Annotated in this window: 15 protein-coding genes; 2 read left to right on the top strand and 13 right to left on the bottom strand. The window is 51.2% G+C overall.

The window, feature by feature from the left end:
- Positions 1–154: 154 nt before the first annotated feature.
- From BN162_RS02675 to BN162_RS02645, 7 genes are all read right to left on the bottom strand, one after another.
- Positions 155–439 carry an HU family DNA-binding protein gene (locus BN162_RS02675; protein ID WP_020223518.1) on the bottom strand — a complete coding sequence of 95 codons (285 nt, stop codon included), beginning with the start codon at positions 437–439 and terminating at the stop codon, positions 155–157.
- Between the two features lie 95 nt (positions 440–534).
- On the bottom strand, positions 535–2,211 hold the full coding sequence (locus tag BN162_RS02670; RefSeq protein ID WP_020223517.1) for a hypothetical protein: 1,677 nt from the start codon (positions 2,209–2,211) through the stop codon (positions 535–537).
- Positions 2,208–3,161: a DHH family phosphoesterase gene (locus tag BN162_RS02665; RefSeq protein WP_020223516.1), complete on the bottom strand. Its 954-nt coding sequence runs from the start codon at positions 3,159–3,161 to the stop codon at positions 2,208–2,210. The genes BN162_RS02670 and BN162_RS02665 overlap by 4 nt, the downstream gene beginning before the upstream one ends.
- 2 nt (positions 3,162–3,163) lie before the next feature.
- On the bottom strand, positions 3,164–4,360 hold the full coding sequence (locus BN162_RS02660) for an acetate/propionate family kinase (RefSeq protein ID WP_020223515.1): 1,197 nt from the start codon (positions 4,358–4,360) through the stop codon (positions 3,164–3,166).
- 12 nt (positions 4,361–4,372) lie between these two features.
- Positions 4,373–4,699, bottom strand: a complete 327-nt coding sequence (locus BN162_RS02655) for a putative DNA-binding protein (protein WP_020223514.1) — start codon at positions 4,697–4,699, stop codon at positions 4,373–4,375.
- On the bottom strand, positions 4,689–5,660 hold the full coding sequence (gene ftsY / locus BN162_RS02650) for a signal recognition particle-docking protein FtsY (protein ID WP_020223513.1): 972 nt from the start codon (positions 5,658–5,660) through the stop codon (positions 4,689–4,691). Before ftsY ends, BN162_RS02655 begins: the two co-directional genes overlap by 11 nt.
- Positions 5,657–8,596 (bottom strand): chromosome segregation protein SMC, encoded by a 2,940-nt coding sequence (locus tag BN162_RS02645; RefSeq protein ID WP_020223512.1) that lies wholly within the window; start codon positions 8,594–8,596, stop codon positions 5,657–5,659. Before BN162_RS02645 ends, ftsY begins: the two co-directional genes overlap by 4 nt.
- Positions 8,597–8,829: 233 nt before the next feature.
- Here BN162_RS02645 and BN162_RS02640 point away from each other — a divergent pair, with 233 nt between their 5' ends.
- Both BN162_RS02640 and BN162_RS02635 read left to right on the top strand, forming a co-directional pair.
- Positions 8,830–9,192: a CidA/LrgA family protein gene (locus BN162_RS02640; protein ID WP_020223511.1), complete on the top strand. Its 363-nt coding sequence runs from the start codon at positions 8,830–8,832 to the stop codon at positions 9,190–9,192.
- Positions 9,189–9,866, top strand: coding sequence for an LrgB family protein (locus BN162_RS02635; protein WP_020223510.1), 678 nt, complete (start codon positions 9,189–9,191; stop codon positions 9,864–9,866). Before BN162_RS02640 ends, BN162_RS02635 begins: the two co-directional genes overlap by 4 nt.
- Before the next feature lie 76 nt (positions 9,867–9,942).
- On the opposite strand, the gene BN162_RS17640 is transcribed toward BN162_RS02635, so the two are convergent.
- The 6 genes from BN162_RS17640 to BN162_RS02610 form a co-directional block, all read right to left on the bottom strand.
- Positions 9,943–10,557, bottom strand: a complete 615-nt coding sequence (locus BN162_RS17640) for an amidase (protein WP_051032504.1) — start codon at positions 10,555–10,557, stop codon at positions 9,943–9,945.
- The gene (locus BN162_RS17635; RefSeq protein WP_051032503.1) at positions 10,532–11,359 is read right to left on the bottom strand and encodes an amidase family protein; all 828 of its coding nucleotides are present in this window, start codon (positions 11,357–11,359) and stop codon (positions 10,532–10,534) included. The genes BN162_RS17640 and BN162_RS17635 overlap by 26 nt, the downstream gene beginning before the upstream one ends.
- A 164-nt stretch (positions 11,360–11,523) precedes the next feature.
- Positions 11,524–13,827 carry a peptidase U32 family protein gene (locus BN162_RS02625; protein WP_020223509.1) on the bottom strand — a complete coding sequence of 768 codons (2,304 nt, stop codon included), beginning with the start codon at positions 13,825–13,827 and terminating at the stop codon, positions 11,524–11,526.
- Entirely contained in the window at positions 13,824–14,030 is a 207-nt protein-coding gene (locus BN162_RS18720; RefSeq protein WP_020223508.1) for a hypothetical protein, read from the bottom strand. Before BN162_RS18720 ends, BN162_RS02625 begins: the two co-directional genes overlap by 4 nt.
- Before the next feature lie 37 nt (positions 14,031–14,067).
- Positions 14,068–14,571, bottom strand: a complete 504-nt coding sequence (locus BN162_RS02615; protein WP_020223507.1) for a DNA-deoxyinosine glycosylase — start codon at positions 14,569–14,571, stop codon at positions 14,068–14,070.
- On the bottom strand, positions 14,568–15,872 hold the full coding sequence (locus BN162_RS02610) for an L-serine ammonia-lyase, iron-sulfur-dependent, subunit alpha (RefSeq protein ID WP_020223506.1): 1,305 nt from the start codon (positions 15,870–15,872) through the stop codon (positions 14,568–14,570). Before BN162_RS02610 ends, BN162_RS02615 begins: the two co-directional genes overlap by 4 nt.
- Positions 15,873–15,954 lie beyond the last annotated feature (82 nt).

Raw genomic sequence — 15,954 nt, 5'->3', positions numbered from 1 at the left:
TCTATCCTTCCACCCCTCTCTCATTTCTCTTTTCAATGCGGCCTTTTAGGTCATTTTTCTTTTCTATAAGATTCGTTTGAGTTATTAACTCATTTGAATTCACTGCCCGTTTTGATGCAATTTCCTAATAGAAAAAAAAGAAGCCTTGGGCTTCTTATTTTACAGCGTCTTTTAAAGCTTTAGCAGCTTTGAATCCAGGAACCTTTGTTGCAGGCACTGTGATCTTTTCCTTTGTTGCAGGATTGATGCCTGTTCTCTCAGCTCTTGTCTTAACCTCGAACTTGCCGAAGCCGCTGATATCTACTTTTCCGTCGTCTTTCAGAGTCGAAGTAATTTCATCAAAGATCAGATCGACAGTTTCGCCTGCCGCTTTCTTTGTCATTCCCATCTGATTCGCAACAATATCAACTAATGCTTTCTTGTTTAACAATTCACTCATACTATTACCTCCGGTACTCGTATATGATACCATCTTTCGTTTCAGTAATCAACAGAAACTAATCTTAAATTTTGCTTTATTTCAGGCGCTTTTTTTCATTCATAATTCATTTCCAAATTGTCGAAATGACTTCCGGCTACAGTGCTGCCTACGGTATCAAGATATTCAATGGACACCCTTTGCCCCGGCTGGGTCAGCGGCAGTTCTGCACTGATGTCCAGGGAAAGAACATACAGATGAGGATCATTTTCCAGCGTGATGTAATAATGGGTAGTCCCTTCCTGCACCGCTGAAGCCATCGTCATCACGATGCCTGTCACAGTTTTATTTTCAGCCACGTCAGCGCTGATCTGCTTGTTCGCATTTTTCAGCTTTCGCAGATAATCATCATGGGCAGTCTGCATCGTTTCCCCGATTCCAACAATCGAATAATCATTGACATCCACAAAGGAATACATCTTAACCAGGCCTTCGGAATCTTTTAATGAAATGAAATAAGTCGGTTCATTGGCAACATTCAATAAAATCGGAAAGGTTGCCCGATAATTGAGATGCTGGACCTGACCCTCAGCCGAAGCCATAGCGGACACTTCATCTGCACCGCCGACTTTAATGTAGCTGGCTTCTTTGGTACGCAGATTAATCAAGGCGAAACCATTAATTGAATGATCGGCAGCCACGGATGTCAGCCCTGAAAAGACATAGGTCTGCCCCTCAATATTGACAAAATTGTAGCCGTCTGTCGTCTGAATCATGTCTTTTTGTCCAAACAGGGTGTTGAAGAAACCATGGACGTAATAGCCCCAGTTATCGATCTGATTCCAAGCCAGTTCTGCCGGCTGAACGCGGTCGACCCAAGCTGGAATTTCATCCATATTGTATTTATTCATCTCTCCGGTTATCGGATCAACGATAATCACACCCTGAGCGCTCAGTCCGCCATAATAACCAATTTCCGGAGCGACAACGGAAACCACCCAGTACGGATACCCGTCATCATCTAATTCAAAGGAATAATCGGACAACAGCTCGGTGCGGTAACGGAACCGAATGTGCCGGAACAGATTCTGATTAAACCAGGCCGATGGAGAATACTTAATGCCTTTTTCCAGCATCACCATATCCACATCGTTGGGATCGGTAACGTTGACCTGAATGAACCCCGGAATACCGGTGCCGTTATTTTGAAACCACTTGATGAAGTCGCGGTACTCCAACGGTGAAACACGGTACAGATGCTGATCAGAGCTGATCAGCGTGTAGGTCTGATCAATCTGATACTGCGAACCGAGTCCTGCCTGCTTGCCGATCTGCTTATCGCCTAACAGCGCGGCTGTCTGCTGATCAACGACCGGGATCCGTTCCATCGAGATCGCCTGAAACTGCGAGCTGAAGTCAGAAACGTCTTTAATTGCAATCTGATCGCGATATTTTTCTGCGTTCAGCAGTTCGCTGCCCAAAAACATTAAAATCAACATCGCTACAAATAAAAATCCCGCGGCGAAAGCACAGAGTTTTTGCAGCAGTCCCCACTTGCCGGCCAGGATGAAATCACTGATGCCATAGATGACAAGCAGGAAAATCACAAGCATGACCGTCGACGGACTGTGCAGGTTCCAGGCTGGAAGCGTTACATAATCAATGACCAGCGCCAGCACCAACGTGATGATCAAAGCCGTCACATGCGCTTTTCCCGGCTTCATCTTGGGTTTGCGGGAAGTCTTGAATTGCTGGAACGAATTGGGATCAAAATTAAAATGAAATTGAGTCATTCTGCCATCTCCTTAATCCGCTGGCGCAGCTGATCAATCAGGGCATTCAGACTGGCTTTGTCCAGGCACTTGCAGCCGGCTGCATTTTTATGACCGCCGCCGCGGTACTGCATCGCAATATCATTGATTTGAAGCGTCTTGGAACGCAGCGAACCTGCCCACCAGGTATTTCCCTGATCATCATGATCCGCCGCAAAAATTGCCCAGATCTCGATTTCTTTGATCCCCCCAAACTGATAGACCTGATCTTTCGCTTGGGAAGCATTCATGCCCCATTGTTCCAGAAAAGCCTGATCCACAATCGAGATCATCAGATGTTCATCGAGAATCTCTGCTTTGGCGCGGATCGCACTGGCGAATTCATATTCATGCAGGCTGACATCGAACAGATCGCGGTTGATCTTGGGGATATCCAGGCCGCTTTGAGCTAAATAAGAGGCCATTGCCAGCGTATGCTCTGTGGTATTGCTGGTCTTAAAACTTAATGTATCGGTCAATAAGCCGCGGTACAAATATTCCGCGACATCCACTTCCAGCGGTTCCTGATCGACACTGAAGAAGAATTCCGCAAGAATCTCACAGGTTGCCGCATAGCTGTCAATCACATATTCGTGCTGCGCAAAATGCTCGATCTGCGGATGATGGTCGAGATGCACAATCTGTCCGGCACTTTGCCAGCGTTCATCGTCAATCCGGCGAACGTTAGCCGTATCCAGTACAATCGCCAACGAATTCCGCACCGTTTCATCATCCACGACATCGCTGACCTCAAACAAGCCGTTGGTCATTTTCTGCTGTCCCAGCACATAAACCCGTTTTAAAGGAAAGCGATGCTTTAACCAAGTGGCAAGCCCCCATTGGCTTCCTAAAGCATCGCAGTCCGGATTGATATGACGGTAAAGAGTAATGACCTCAGACTGTTCAATCAAAGATAACAGTCCTTCAAACATGCTTATAACCCCAACAGACGAACGGTATCGCGGGCGATCACGAGTTCTTCGTTGGTCGGAACAACATAGACCTGAACCTTGCTTTCTGGATTGGAGATGCAGACTTCCTTGCCGCGGGTCTTGTCATTGAGTTCATAATTGATCGACAGACCTAAGCATTCCTCCATTTTTTTCAGGATCTGATGACGCAGGTGCGTGTCGTTTTCACCTAAGCCTGCTGTGAAAGCAATCGCATCCACACCGCCCATCTGCATGACGTAGCCGCCGACAACATTGATGACGCGGTTGACATAAACCGCCTGAGTCAGGATTGCGCGTTCATTGCCCTGATTCACAGCATCTTCAATGTCACGGGCATCACTGGAAATGCCGCTGACGCCCAGCATGCCGGATTTCTTGTTTAAAATCGTATCCATTTCTTTCGGCGAGATGCCCTTCTTATCCATGATATGACAGATAATGGACGGATCAATATCACCGCAGCGGCCGCCCATCATAATCCCGCCTAACGGTGTGAAGCCCATCGACGTATTGACGCATTTGCCGCCCTTGACCGCCGTGATCGAAGCACCGTTGCCCAGATGGCAGGTGATGATGCGGGTATCCGCAATATCCTTGCCCATCAGTTCAGCTGTGCGCTGGGATACATACTGGTGGCTGGTGCCATGGGCGCCGTAGCGGCGAACCTTGTCTTCCGTATACCATTCATAAGGAACCGGGAAAATATAGGATTCCGGTGTCATCGTCTGATGGAAGGCCGTATCAAAGACAAAGACATGACCGATCTTCGGCAGCGCCTCACAGAAAGCGCGGTAACAAATCAGATGAGCCGGATTGTGCAGCGGAGCCAACGGTGCGAGTTCTTCGACCTTCGCCACAACATCTCCGTCTACTTTAACGGACTGATCGAAGTAGGCGCCGCCCTGAACGATCCGGTGGCCGGCTGCGGAAATTTCATCCAGACTTTCAACGATGTGATATTTGACCAGGGCTTCCAAAAGCAGCTCAACCGCAACCTTGTGATCCTTGATCGGCAGGTTCTGCGTGTGTTTTTCCCCGTTGACCTTGATCGTGAAAATGCCTTCGTCCAAACCAATTCGTTCCGCGACGCCGGAAGTCAGAACCTCTTCTTCGGGCATGTTGAACAGCTGGAACTTAAGGGATGAACTGCCTGCGTTGACTGAAATAACTTTACTCATATGTACCTCCATTTATTCTGTCTGCATACAGACCTCAACCAGTGCGTCAACTTCGGCAATGTGCAGCGCTTTTAACTTTTCATATTGCGCAATGCGAACCTGATAGTGACGCAGCAGGTGAAGTTTCGATTCATAATCTTCCAAAATCTTTTCACAGCGTTTCAGAAGATCGTACACGGCGCTGCGGCTGGTTTGCTGCAGCTCGGCGATTTCCGAGAGCGAATAATCTTCTTCAAAATAGTATCCCAGAATCTGGCGCTGTTTTTCGGTCAGCAGCGTTCCATAGAAATCAATCAGAAGATTCATGCGCTCGGTTTGAGCTAATTCTTTATCCGACATCCCGGATTCCTTCCGAGATGCTGTAGAGATACAGATCCAAATCAAACGGCTTAAGGTCATCTTCTTTTTCACCTAAGCCCAGATAATAAACTGGAATATGCAGCACATCCTTGATCGCCAGGACGATTCCGCCTTTGGCCGTGCCATCCATTTTGGTCAGGATGATGCCGGTGACATCGGTGACTTCCTGAAAAATCTTGGCCTGAGACAGACCGTTTTGTCCGGTTGTGGAATCGAGAACCAGCCAGACATCATGCGGTGCTCCTTCAATTTCCCGGCCGATGACCTTGCGCATCTTTGCCAGTTCGTTCATCAGGTTGACCTTGTTCTGCAGCCGTCCGGCAGTATCGCACAGCAGGATGTCCAAACCGTGTTCTTTGGCATAGCGGCAGCCATCGACCAGCACACTGCTGGGATCGCCGTTTTCACGGCCTTTGATGCACGGAACACCCAGTTTGTCCGCCCAGCGCGCCAGCTGTTCAATCGCACCGGCGCGGAACGTATCCGCAGCGACGACGCCGACTTTTTTGCCCTGGCTTTGATAAAGCTTGGTCAGCTTGGCACAGGTTGTGGTCTTGCCGCTGCCGTTGACACCGACCATCAAGATGACGGTCGGCCCGTTTTCATTCATGATGATAGAAGCGTCCGGGCTTTCCAGATAGATGTTCTGCATAATCTCCATCAGAAAGGCCATCACGTCTTTGAACGTAACATAGCGGTATTGATCGACCGTTGTTTTCAGCTGATCGCAGATTTTCTCTGCGGTCTGAATTCCAACGTCGCTTTCCAAGAGCACGATCATTAATTCTTCCAGAAAGTCTTCGGTCACGCCGTTGAAGCCAAACGCCATCTTATTGAGCTTTTTCCCCATCGTATCGCTGGTCTTATTAAAGCCGCTCAGATAGCGGTCGCCATCTTTTTTCTTAGAGAACTTCTCTTTTAATGTATCAAAGAAACTCATGCCGGCTGCACCTCCTTGGTATCGGCCATTTCAATTGCATCGGTCAGTTCCACTTTCAGCATCTGGGAAACACCCTGCTTCTGCATCGTAACGCCATACAGCACGTCGCACTGGCCCATCGTTCCCGGCCGGTGAGTAACGACGATAAACTGCGTCCGTTCGCTGAAATTTTTGATGTAGCGGGCAAAGCGCTCCACGTTGCCCTGATCCAGCGCGGCCTCAACTTCGTCAAAGATACATAACGGAACCGGCCGGGCCTTCAGAATCGCAAACAGTACGCTGATCGCGATCAAGCTCTTCTCACCACCGGAGAACAGGCGGATATTCTGTACCGACTTGCCCGGCGGCTGAACGTCGATGTCAATGCCGGTATTCAACAGATCGGTCGGATCTTCCAGGATCAGCCTGGCCTTGCCGCCGCCAAACAGGGCGCGGAAGGTATCGCCGAGCTCCTCATTAATCTTATCGAACATTCCCTTAAACTGCCTGACCATGACCTCGTCCATCTCATCAATCGCGGAAAGAATTTTATCCCGGCTGGCCATCAGATCGTCCACCTGCTTGCGCATGAATTCATAGCGCTCGTTGACCTCGGTGTATTCCTCCGGCGCATTCATGTTGATGTTGCCGAGCGCTTCGATTTCCGAGCGCAGCTGCAGCACTTCCTCACGGGCGTTTTCAATATGGCTTTCCTCAACCTTGGTCCGCGCGTATTCGTAAGTCAGCTGATATTCGCTCGTCAAACGCGCCAGATTGTTTTCCAGACGGGTTTCAATTTTAGCCTTGTCCAGCTGTATCGCGTGAGAACTGGCCGTTGCGGTTTCCAATTCGCGGCGGATCTGGCGGATCTGCTGCTCACGCCTTTCGATATCCGCAGTCAGCTTCATCCGCTGCTGCCGCTTCTGGGACAATGACGTTGTGATCTCATCACGGCGTGAATAAGCTTGATTCAATGAGGTGATCAGCGAATCCGCAAACGTTTCCTGATCGCCTTCAACCGCTTCCGGCGCCAAGAGCTCATAATCGTTTTTCAAGCGTTCATATTTGGCACGCTTGGCATCGACGACCGGTTCCAGCTGCGCGCTGGCAATGCGTTTTTCCGTCAGCGAACGTTCCAGCTCCGAGCGCTTGCGGCTGGATTGCTCCAAGGCCTTCTGCGCCAGCTGACACTTCGCCTGCTGGGATTGAATCGTACCGGTGATTTCTTCCAGTTCCCGCTGGACGGTCATTAAGGATGAGCCGTTGCGGGCTTTGCCGCCGGTCATGGATCCGCCGCGGTGAATCACATCCCCCTCCAAAGTTACGATTTTATAACTGAACTTCAGCAGATCAGCCAAGATGTTGCCATGTTCCAGCGTGTCACAGACTAAGACATTCTGCAGCAGCGACTGACTGACCAGCTCAAACTGCGGAGCGCAATGAATAAAGTCACTGGCCACACCGAGAAAGCCCTCAGTGTTCTGCGCGATAATGCGGTGATCCTGGGCGATCCAGCGCGGCTTCAGCACGCGGATCGGCAGGAATGTCGCCCGGCCGCTCTGATTCTTTTTTAAGAAGCTGATCGCCTGGCGGGCACTGGCTTCATCGGTTGTTACAATGTTGTACATGGCGCCGCCCAAAGCGACGGAGATGGCTTCCTCATAACCCTTTTCCGGCTCCAGCACCTTAGCGACAACGCCTAAGACCCCCGGCAGAAACGCTTGGGAATCCATAACTGCCTTCACGCCGGCTTGGGAATTGAACGGCTGACGAGCTAGGTTTTCCAATACCTCTTTGCGGTTCTGTAAGCGTCGAAGAATCCCGGCCGCCTCATCGTTTTTCTGTGAATTTTCCGCCAGTTCCATCGCTGTTTGAGAAAGCTGCTGGGAAAGCAGCGCAACATCGCGCTGCAGCTGATCCAAACGCTGCTGACGATCCTCGTACTCAAAGCGCGCTTCTTCCAACAACGACTGCATCTGCTTCGCTTTTTCCTCACGCGTGCCGACTTCAATCGCATATTTGCGCTTTTCATCCAGCTCAATCTTGCGGGTTTCCAAGGTCTGAATTTCATTGATCACCCGCATCAGTTCTTCCTGCAGCTTATTGATTTCCATCTCCAGCGCATTGGAATCTTTCTTCGCTTCCAGATTGGCCGTTTCATGCACCTGAATTGTCGTCTGCTGCATCGTCGTCGCGTTTTCAATATCGAACAGCGTTTTCACCGCTTCATCAATCTGCTGGTTAAGATGGGTGATTTCCTCAACCAGAACGGCGATCTCGATTTCCTGCAGCCGGGCTTTCTTTTCACGATAGATTTCGGCTTTGCGGGCCTGCCGTTTTAACGGCGATACCTGCCGCTCCAGTTCGCTTAAGATGTCCTGCGTGCGGTCCAGATTTTCCTTGGTCCGCTCCAGCTTGGACAGGGATTCCAGCTTGCGTTTCTTGTATTTGCTGACGCCGGCGGCATCCTCGAAAATTGCCCGCCGTTCGATCGGCTTGGCTTCGGCGAATGAACTGATGTTGCCCTGAGAAATCATCGACAGAGAATCTTTTCCCAAGCCGCTGTCCAGAATCAGATCCACAACGTCCTTTAGCCGGACGGGGTTGCGGTTGATCAAATACTGGGCTTCACCGTTGTTGCGGTAAAGCCGGCGTGTGACTTCTATTTCATCCAGCTCGCTGTTGAGATCCCGGCGGCTGTTGTCAAAGACAAGGGTAACCTCAGCCATGTTGACCATGCGGCGGTCAGCGCTGCCGGCAAAGATGACATCGGTCATCGCATTGCCGCGCAAAGACTTTACCGACTGTTCGCCTAAGACCCAGCGGATAGCGTCGGTGATATTGCTTTTGCCGCATCCGTTTGGACCTACGATCCCGGTTACGTCATGATCAAATTGGATCACAACTTTATCCGCGAACGATTTAAAGCCCTGCATTTCTATTCGTTTTAGAAACATGGCATCCTCCTTCTCACTCCATCTATGTATTATAACAAACCAGCGTTTAAATTTAAAGGAAACGCGGCCGAAAAGAAACGGTTTCGCCGGTTTTTTAAGCATTTACCCATCCCTGTGTTCAGTTTGATAAAAAATGCTCAAAGAATGCGCTTCCATGCTGAATCTGCGGTTGCAACACGGTTTTATTTTCGGTATACTGGTAAAGATATTTTTAAAGCGAGGTTCTTTCTCTTATGAAAATTTTAAAACAAATCGCGATTGTCTTTCTGCTGTGCTGGTTGGGCGAAGTGATCAGCGCCCTGCTTCCGTTTGCTTTTCCCGGCAGCATTGTAGCGATGCTGCTGTTAGTCTCCTGCCTGTCCTTCTCGATTTTGCGGGTTGAGGATATCCGCGGCGTGGCCGGATTTCTGTTAGCGAATATGGCTTTTTTCTTCATTCCGGCGGGGGTGTCGATTCTTGACAGCTTTGCGGCCATTCAAAACGATCTGCTTCCGATCCTTCTGGTCATTGTCCTCAGCACATTAATCACAGCGTTGGTCACTGGCGGCAGCATCTGTCTGATCACCCGTTTTCAGAAACGGAGGATTCCGCGATGAAGGATTTATTTCAGGGACCGTTTTTCTTTATCGGATTGTGCTTGATCGTCTATCTTCTGGCCTGCCGGCTGCAGCGCAGAACCCGCCAGGCCTGGCTGAATCCGCTTTTGGTTTCGATTGTCAGCCTGATTGGGATTTTATCGCTGCTGAAGATTCCCTATGCCCAGTTTAAAGAAAGCACCAGCGCGATTGCGATGATGCTGACGCCGGCGACGTGCGTGCTGGCCATTCCGATGGTGAACCAGCGCAAAATTCTAAAGCAGAATTTGACGGCGATTCTGATCGGAACTTTTCTGGGAGCGCTGACCTCGATTCTCTCGGTTACCTTTTTATGCCGGATTCTCGGGTTAAACGATCTGATCACCCGCTCCTTGCTGCCCAAGTCGGTCACTACGCCAATCGCAGTCAGCGTGTGTGAGGTGAACGGCGGCTTGCCGGCGGTGACCGTCACTGCGGTCATCATCACCGGTATACTCGGCTCGATCGTCATCCCCCTGCTGTTTCACAAGCTGAAGATCAAAAACAGCGTTGCCCTAGGCATTACAATGGGCACGGCTTCACATGCAATGGGAACGTCCAAGGCGATTGAGATCGGCGAGCAGGAAGGCGGCCTGGCAGGCCTGGCGATTGGGATTACGGGAATATTTACTGTCATTCTGTCGCTGTTTCTGTGATACTTTCTAAAATATAAAAGCATACGGGAATTTTGTAAGTAAGGCCTGAAAGCCCCTTTCCCAGTATGCTTTTTTTCTATTTGAAGCGCGGAGCGATACGGGCCGCCATGCGGCTTTCGACCGTCTGCGCCACGGCGATCAGCGTTTCTTCACTCCAGGCTGTCCCCAAAAACAACAAGGATAACGGTGTTCCCAGACTTGGACTTTGGGCACAGATCGCTGCGCAGGGATAACCGGCAATTGGAGCATAGCCGGTGATTTTCACCGTCATTAAACAATCCAGCTGATGCTCCTCTAACAGCCTGTCAATCCCCTCGGTTCGTGTCTGACGGATCAATGCCAGGCGCTGGTTCAGATAATCCGCTTCCCGCAAGGTGCCGGAATGACGATTGCTGCTTTCCAACAGATCCTGACCATAACGCAGGCAGGTGCGGGCATGCTGATGATTATACGCCAAAATATCATCCAGGCTTTGAATTGTGGTATGTCCCCTTACCGAGCCTAACCAGGCATTGATTCCGCTTTTAAACTCATGTTCTAATACCGGCAGATTGTTTAACCGGCCGCTTGGCAAGGAAACCGGCACCAATACGGCTCCCTGTTGTTTTAAGAATGTCTCCGCCTGACTTAACACCGCGTTTTCACTGTCATCCTGCTCAGCATCTTCAAAGGTTAAAACGCCGATTCTCAATCCCTGAACACCACGGTTTAACGCCTGGGCAAAGTGAAAATGCTCCGGACAGGCCCTGCGTTGCCGGATCCTGCGGATCTCTGCCCCATAAGGCATCCAGCACCACGGCACAATCGGCGATCGACTTGCCCATCGGCCCGGCGGTATCCTGCATGACGGAAATCGGAATGATCCCGCTGCGGGAAATTAAGCCGACCGTCGGCTTGATCGTAGCCACCGCGTTATTGCGGGCCGGTGAAACCAGCGAGCCGTTGGTTTCTGTTCCGATTGAAAACGGAACGAGTTCAGCCGCCACGGCAACGGCAGAACCGGAACTGCTTCCGGAAGGATCCAGTTCAGGATCATAGGGATTGACCACCTGACCGCTGCGGGAACTGAACCCCGAAGGCATTTTGCGGGAGCGGGCCACCCAATAGGCAAATTCGGATAAACACGCCTTGCCGAGGATCACAGCACCAGCCGCTTTTAAGCGTTGAACGACTTCTGCGTCCTGCGGAGCATAGAAATCCGCCAGTGCCGCGGAACCGGCGGTTGTATGCATCATGCCGGCGGTACAGATATTATCTTTGACCACTACCGGCAAGCCATGCAGCAGGCTGCGCGGACCTTTTTCCTTCAGCTCCCGATCCAGTCCATCAGCGATCCACAGTGCTTCCGGATTGATCTCGGCGATCGAATTTAAGCATGGGCCTGACTGATCGCGCTGGGCAACCCGCCGCAGCGCTTCTTCGATCAGACTCCGACTGGTCCAGCGTCCCAAACGCATGCCGTCTGCCAATTCCTGAATCGAATATTCAAACATAAAATTCCCCCTGTTCTTTTTTTAGTTTAGCATACTTGTTTCCAGGAATACAGCTGCATTCAGCTGATCCTCAAAAAAGGTTGTTCAGCCAGAGGAAACAAAAAAACCGCAGCGGTTGTTTCGCGGCGATTAATTTAGGTACTTTATTTTTTTATTCACGCTTGTTACCCGATTTCCGTCGGTTGACGCTCGGCGCGGAAAGCCAGATAACGTGTCACGATTTCCCGGCTGGTTCGGGCATCTTCCAACGTCAGACGGATCTTCCATGAAGAATGAGCGTCCAGCTCATCCGCTCTCAGCTGAAACGGTGTCTTTTCAAGCGTGTGGCTGAAACAGGCGGCATCCCCGAAAACCGGAAGCCGTTCGCCTTTTTTATTTTTCAGCGCGTAAGCTTTTTGATGACAAAGCTGGCAGTTCCGTTGATTTCCATCGCTGAGAATGCGATTGACCGGACAGGCTTTGGATACCATTAAATCCCGATATCCGTAGACAAACTGGACGGTGGGTGCGGATCTGTGGAACTGCTTTTCAAACGCTGCGCGAATTTCTGTCTGCTGAGCCGCAGTCAGTTCCAATGAAAATTCAACACCTTGAACCGCTTGTTGGCTTAAAAGCAGCGCCAGCGCTTCGCTGTTGGTTACATTGAATCCACTCGTACAGATCAGTTTCGATGTTGCCCGGCTCAGTGTACCGATCTCCTCAGCCTGCAGCCACTCACCCTCCAACACGGTTGGTTTTTCCTGAACCCGCAATGAGGACGGCATGATCTGCGGATACGCCTGAATCAGCGCCGGCCAGCTGCTGACAAGCTGAACGGGCAGATCAAGCAGCGCTTCGGCCTGTTCCCGTGTTTCGATCTGGACAATCAGCTTAGGCAAGACCGATTTCGCCTCGATGACCATGGATTGAATTGGCTGACGCTGATTCGGCCCACGATGTGGATAGCGGACTTCGCGCAGCTGAATTAACGCGGCTAAAGCCTGCCGGCGGGCTTCATTAATTTGCTGGACAGGCAGAAACAATGCGCCTTCCAGAAGATTGGTGACTTCCTTCAGGACAAACGGCGTATCGTTGAGCTTTCCCAGCTGATTCACTAACCGCTGTTTGTCTAACGGCGCCTTCTGCGCCGGCTGAAGCCTTTGTTGTGTTAAGGCTTCGGCACGATAGCCCTGCGCGTCGCTGACCGTCAAAACCATCGGTTCCCCCGCCTTGCCGCAAACGGTAAAGCATACCGGAATGCGATAAGCCGGCTGGGCAGACTGAGCCTGAATGACCTTCATCAGTTCGCTGTCTGTGGTCTGAAGCAAAGCCGCGCCAGGCTTTACTTTCTCTGCAACCGGCAGTTCCAGGATATCGCCGCTCTGCCCCTGTGCGCACAACAAATCATTTTTATAAATATAATTGGCCGTAAATCCGATATCTTCGCCATTTTCCCGCAGGATGCGCAGACCATCGCCCTGATGCAGCGGTGCGCTCAGCCGCACCTGAACCCGGCCGCCGCGCTGACTCAGCACAGTTCCGATTTGAACGCCGACGTGATTGGGACGCAGCGGATTCATTACGGCACTGCCCTGTTGGTGAAAGAGATATCCCTCTGTAAAACCGCGGTTGAATAGTTTTTTCAGCCGGATCTGTTCAGCTTCATCGCTTCTTTTAGGCTGTCCGTTTAGAATAGCGTCAATCTTTTCCCGATACGCCCGAACAACAGCGCCGACATATTCCGGACGTTTCATCCGTCCCTCAATTTTGAAGCTGGTCGCGCCGCTTTGCATCAGCTGTTCCACATGCTGCAGCGTATTGAGATCCATCGGACTTAATAAGTATTCACCCGGAGCTTTGATTTCCCGTCCACTTTCCAATTCAACTAACTGATACGGCATCCGGCAGGGCTGCGCGCATTGTCCGCGGTTGCCGCTGCGGCCGCCCTGAATGCTGGACATCAGACATTCGCCGCTGTAACAGACGCACAGCGCCCCATAGACGAAAATCTCCAGATCCAGTCCTTCTTCAGCGCATTCCTGCACCAGCTCAAGCGGGGTTTCCCGCGCCAAAACAGCTCGCTGCATCCCTAATTCCTTAACCCAACGCACACCCTCGCGGTTATGAATATGCATCTGAGTTGAGGCATGCAGCTCAAAATCCGGATAAGCACGGCGAATCCAGGAAACCAGTCCGAGATCCTGCAGGATCAGGGCATCAACATCACTGTGATAAAGGAAATCAATCAGCGCTTTCGCCTCATCCAGTTCGTTTTCCATGATCAGCGTATTGACCGTAACATAGACCTTGACCTCATGCTGGTGACAATAACGCAAGGCCTGCTGCAGCTGCTGGGCATCAAAATTGCCGGCATACGCCCGGGCGCCAAAGCGCGTCGATCCCAGATAAACCGCGTCCGCACCGTTGTTGACCGCGGCGAGCAGCGCCTCCATGCTGCCGGCTGGAGCTAAAAGTTCCGGGCGTTTCATCCCAGAACTCCTTTTATGATCAACGACAGGCCTAAAATAGCCAGTGGAATTCCTACCCACAGACCGATCAGCGTCATGCACAAAATCAAGCCAAGGGCACAGACAACCAATCCCAGGATGATTGTGATCAGCTTGCCGCATAAGGACAGCACCAATCCTGTCAGCCAGAACACCAGTTTAAACGGCCATAGTAAAATTCCCATACAAACACCTCCCTGGCCTCCCTGCGGAAAGCCTGTTTTAAAGTTCAAACAAAACCTGATAGGCTGTGATCAGCTGATCCAGCGACATCGCGGCGTTGGCGGGTGAAGTCGAAGGCAGGATCAGCGCCTCCATTCCCGTTTCAGCCTGAGCATATTTCTGATACAGCCGGCCGGCTGTCTTGCCGGTCGTGACAATCGTTTTAATTTCCGTCGCGGCTAACAGCGGCTGAAAATCATTGACTTGGACGTCGCGGATACTGGCATCGCTGCTGCCGGCAATCGTACAGCTGGCAATCACATCCCACAGCGCAAAATGGCGCCGATGCAAAAACGCTGTACGCTGCTCAACGGTTTCCAGCAAAGCGCCGTCCAGCGCGGCCATGGTCGGCCAGAACCGGTTGCGCGGGTGAGCGTAATAAAACGCCTGCTGCCGTGAGGACACCGAAGGCATGGAGCCAAGAATCAGCACTCGGCTGTGCGCATCATAGATCGGCGTGAAAGGATGAACAATCTTCTCTGTTTTTGCCGTCGGTTTACTCATAGATCAAAGCGGATCGGGGAAGCCAGCACATCGTTTTCCATGACGGCTTCTTCGACGATCAAATGACCGTCCAGACATGAAGGATGCTCCTCCGGGACAATCTGAACCTCTTTGGCCAGACCGCCTAGGGAAGTTTCCTTCAACTCAATCGGCAGATGCTTGCCGGTATAATTCATCGTCTTCACGACAACATCGAAGCTGACGCGGTTCTTTTTCACCCGGCTCATCGTCCGCGCTAAGGACATCGCGTCCAGCGCACGCAGCACCGCTACCGCATTGCGTTCAATACAAGGAATGATGACATAGCCGCCAACCGGATCACACGTCAGTCCCAGATGGTGTTCCATACCGATCTCCGCGGCATATTCAATCTGAGCGCAGTTCATGCCGTTTAAATAGGCGGCCGCGGCAGCCGCCATCGCACAGGCCGCACCGATTTCTGCCTGACAGCCGCCGACCGCACCGGAGATCGTTGCGTTGGTTTTAATCAGATCACCGAACAATCCCGCCACCGCCAGAGCTTTGACCAGCTTGCCGCGGGTGAACTGCCGATCGTTATAATAATAGTACATCAGCGCCGCCATGACGCCGCAGGAACCCAGCGTCGGAGCCGTGACCACTGTTCCGGCTGAAGCATTCTGTTCGCTGGCCGCATAGGCATAGGCCGCTAAGCGCATCTTTGACCGCTCTGCTTCCTCTTCAATCGTTCCGGCCTGCAGCAGCATCGCTTTCGCTGCCCGTTCCATTTTTAACCGTCCCGGCAAAATTCCGCTGGCCTGCAGACCCTGCTTCACCGAAGCAAGCATGGCCGTCAAAATCGTATCGAGATAGCTTTCCAAGCCTTCCTCGGCCCGCAGAGCATATTCGGCAAAGCCGATCTTTTCCCGTTCACAAATCTCACGGATGCTCTGCATGGAATTTTCAGGATAGACATTCTCGCCGGTTTCCAGATGCTTTTCCAGAATTTTTATGGATCCGCCGCCGACGGAGAAAACGGTCCATTTTGCCAGCAGCTGATGGGCTTCGTTATAGCCGCGGATATAAAAACCGTTGGGAAAGCTTTCCTTCCAGTCCTTTAAAAAGAAAATCGTCGTTTTTGCCGGTTCAAAAGTTTTGCGGATAATGTAGTCGGTCAGATGACCCTTGCCGGTCAAAGATAACGAGCCATACAGTTCAACTTCCACATGATGCAGTTTTTCGCCGTATTCCGCTTTATACAGCTGGCAGGCCCGCTGCGGTCCCAGCGTATGCGAACTGCTGGGACCCGGACCGATTTTATACAGTTCCTTTAATGAATCCATCATAACACTCCCTTTATTCTATCAGCGTTCTTCTTTGTTTCGCTGTCCATTCCCATTGGATTTCTATTTTCTGCGGCTGCTT

This window comes from Holdemania massiliensis AP2 (genome assembly GCF_000327285.1).
In the GTDB taxonomy this organism is placed as follows: Bacteria; Bacillota_I; Bacilli_A; order Erysipelotrichales; family Erysipelotrichaceae; genus Holdemania; species Holdemania massiliensis.
Note: the sequence above shows the minus strand (reverse complement) of the source record. Positions and strands in the feature narration are given on the sequence as shown.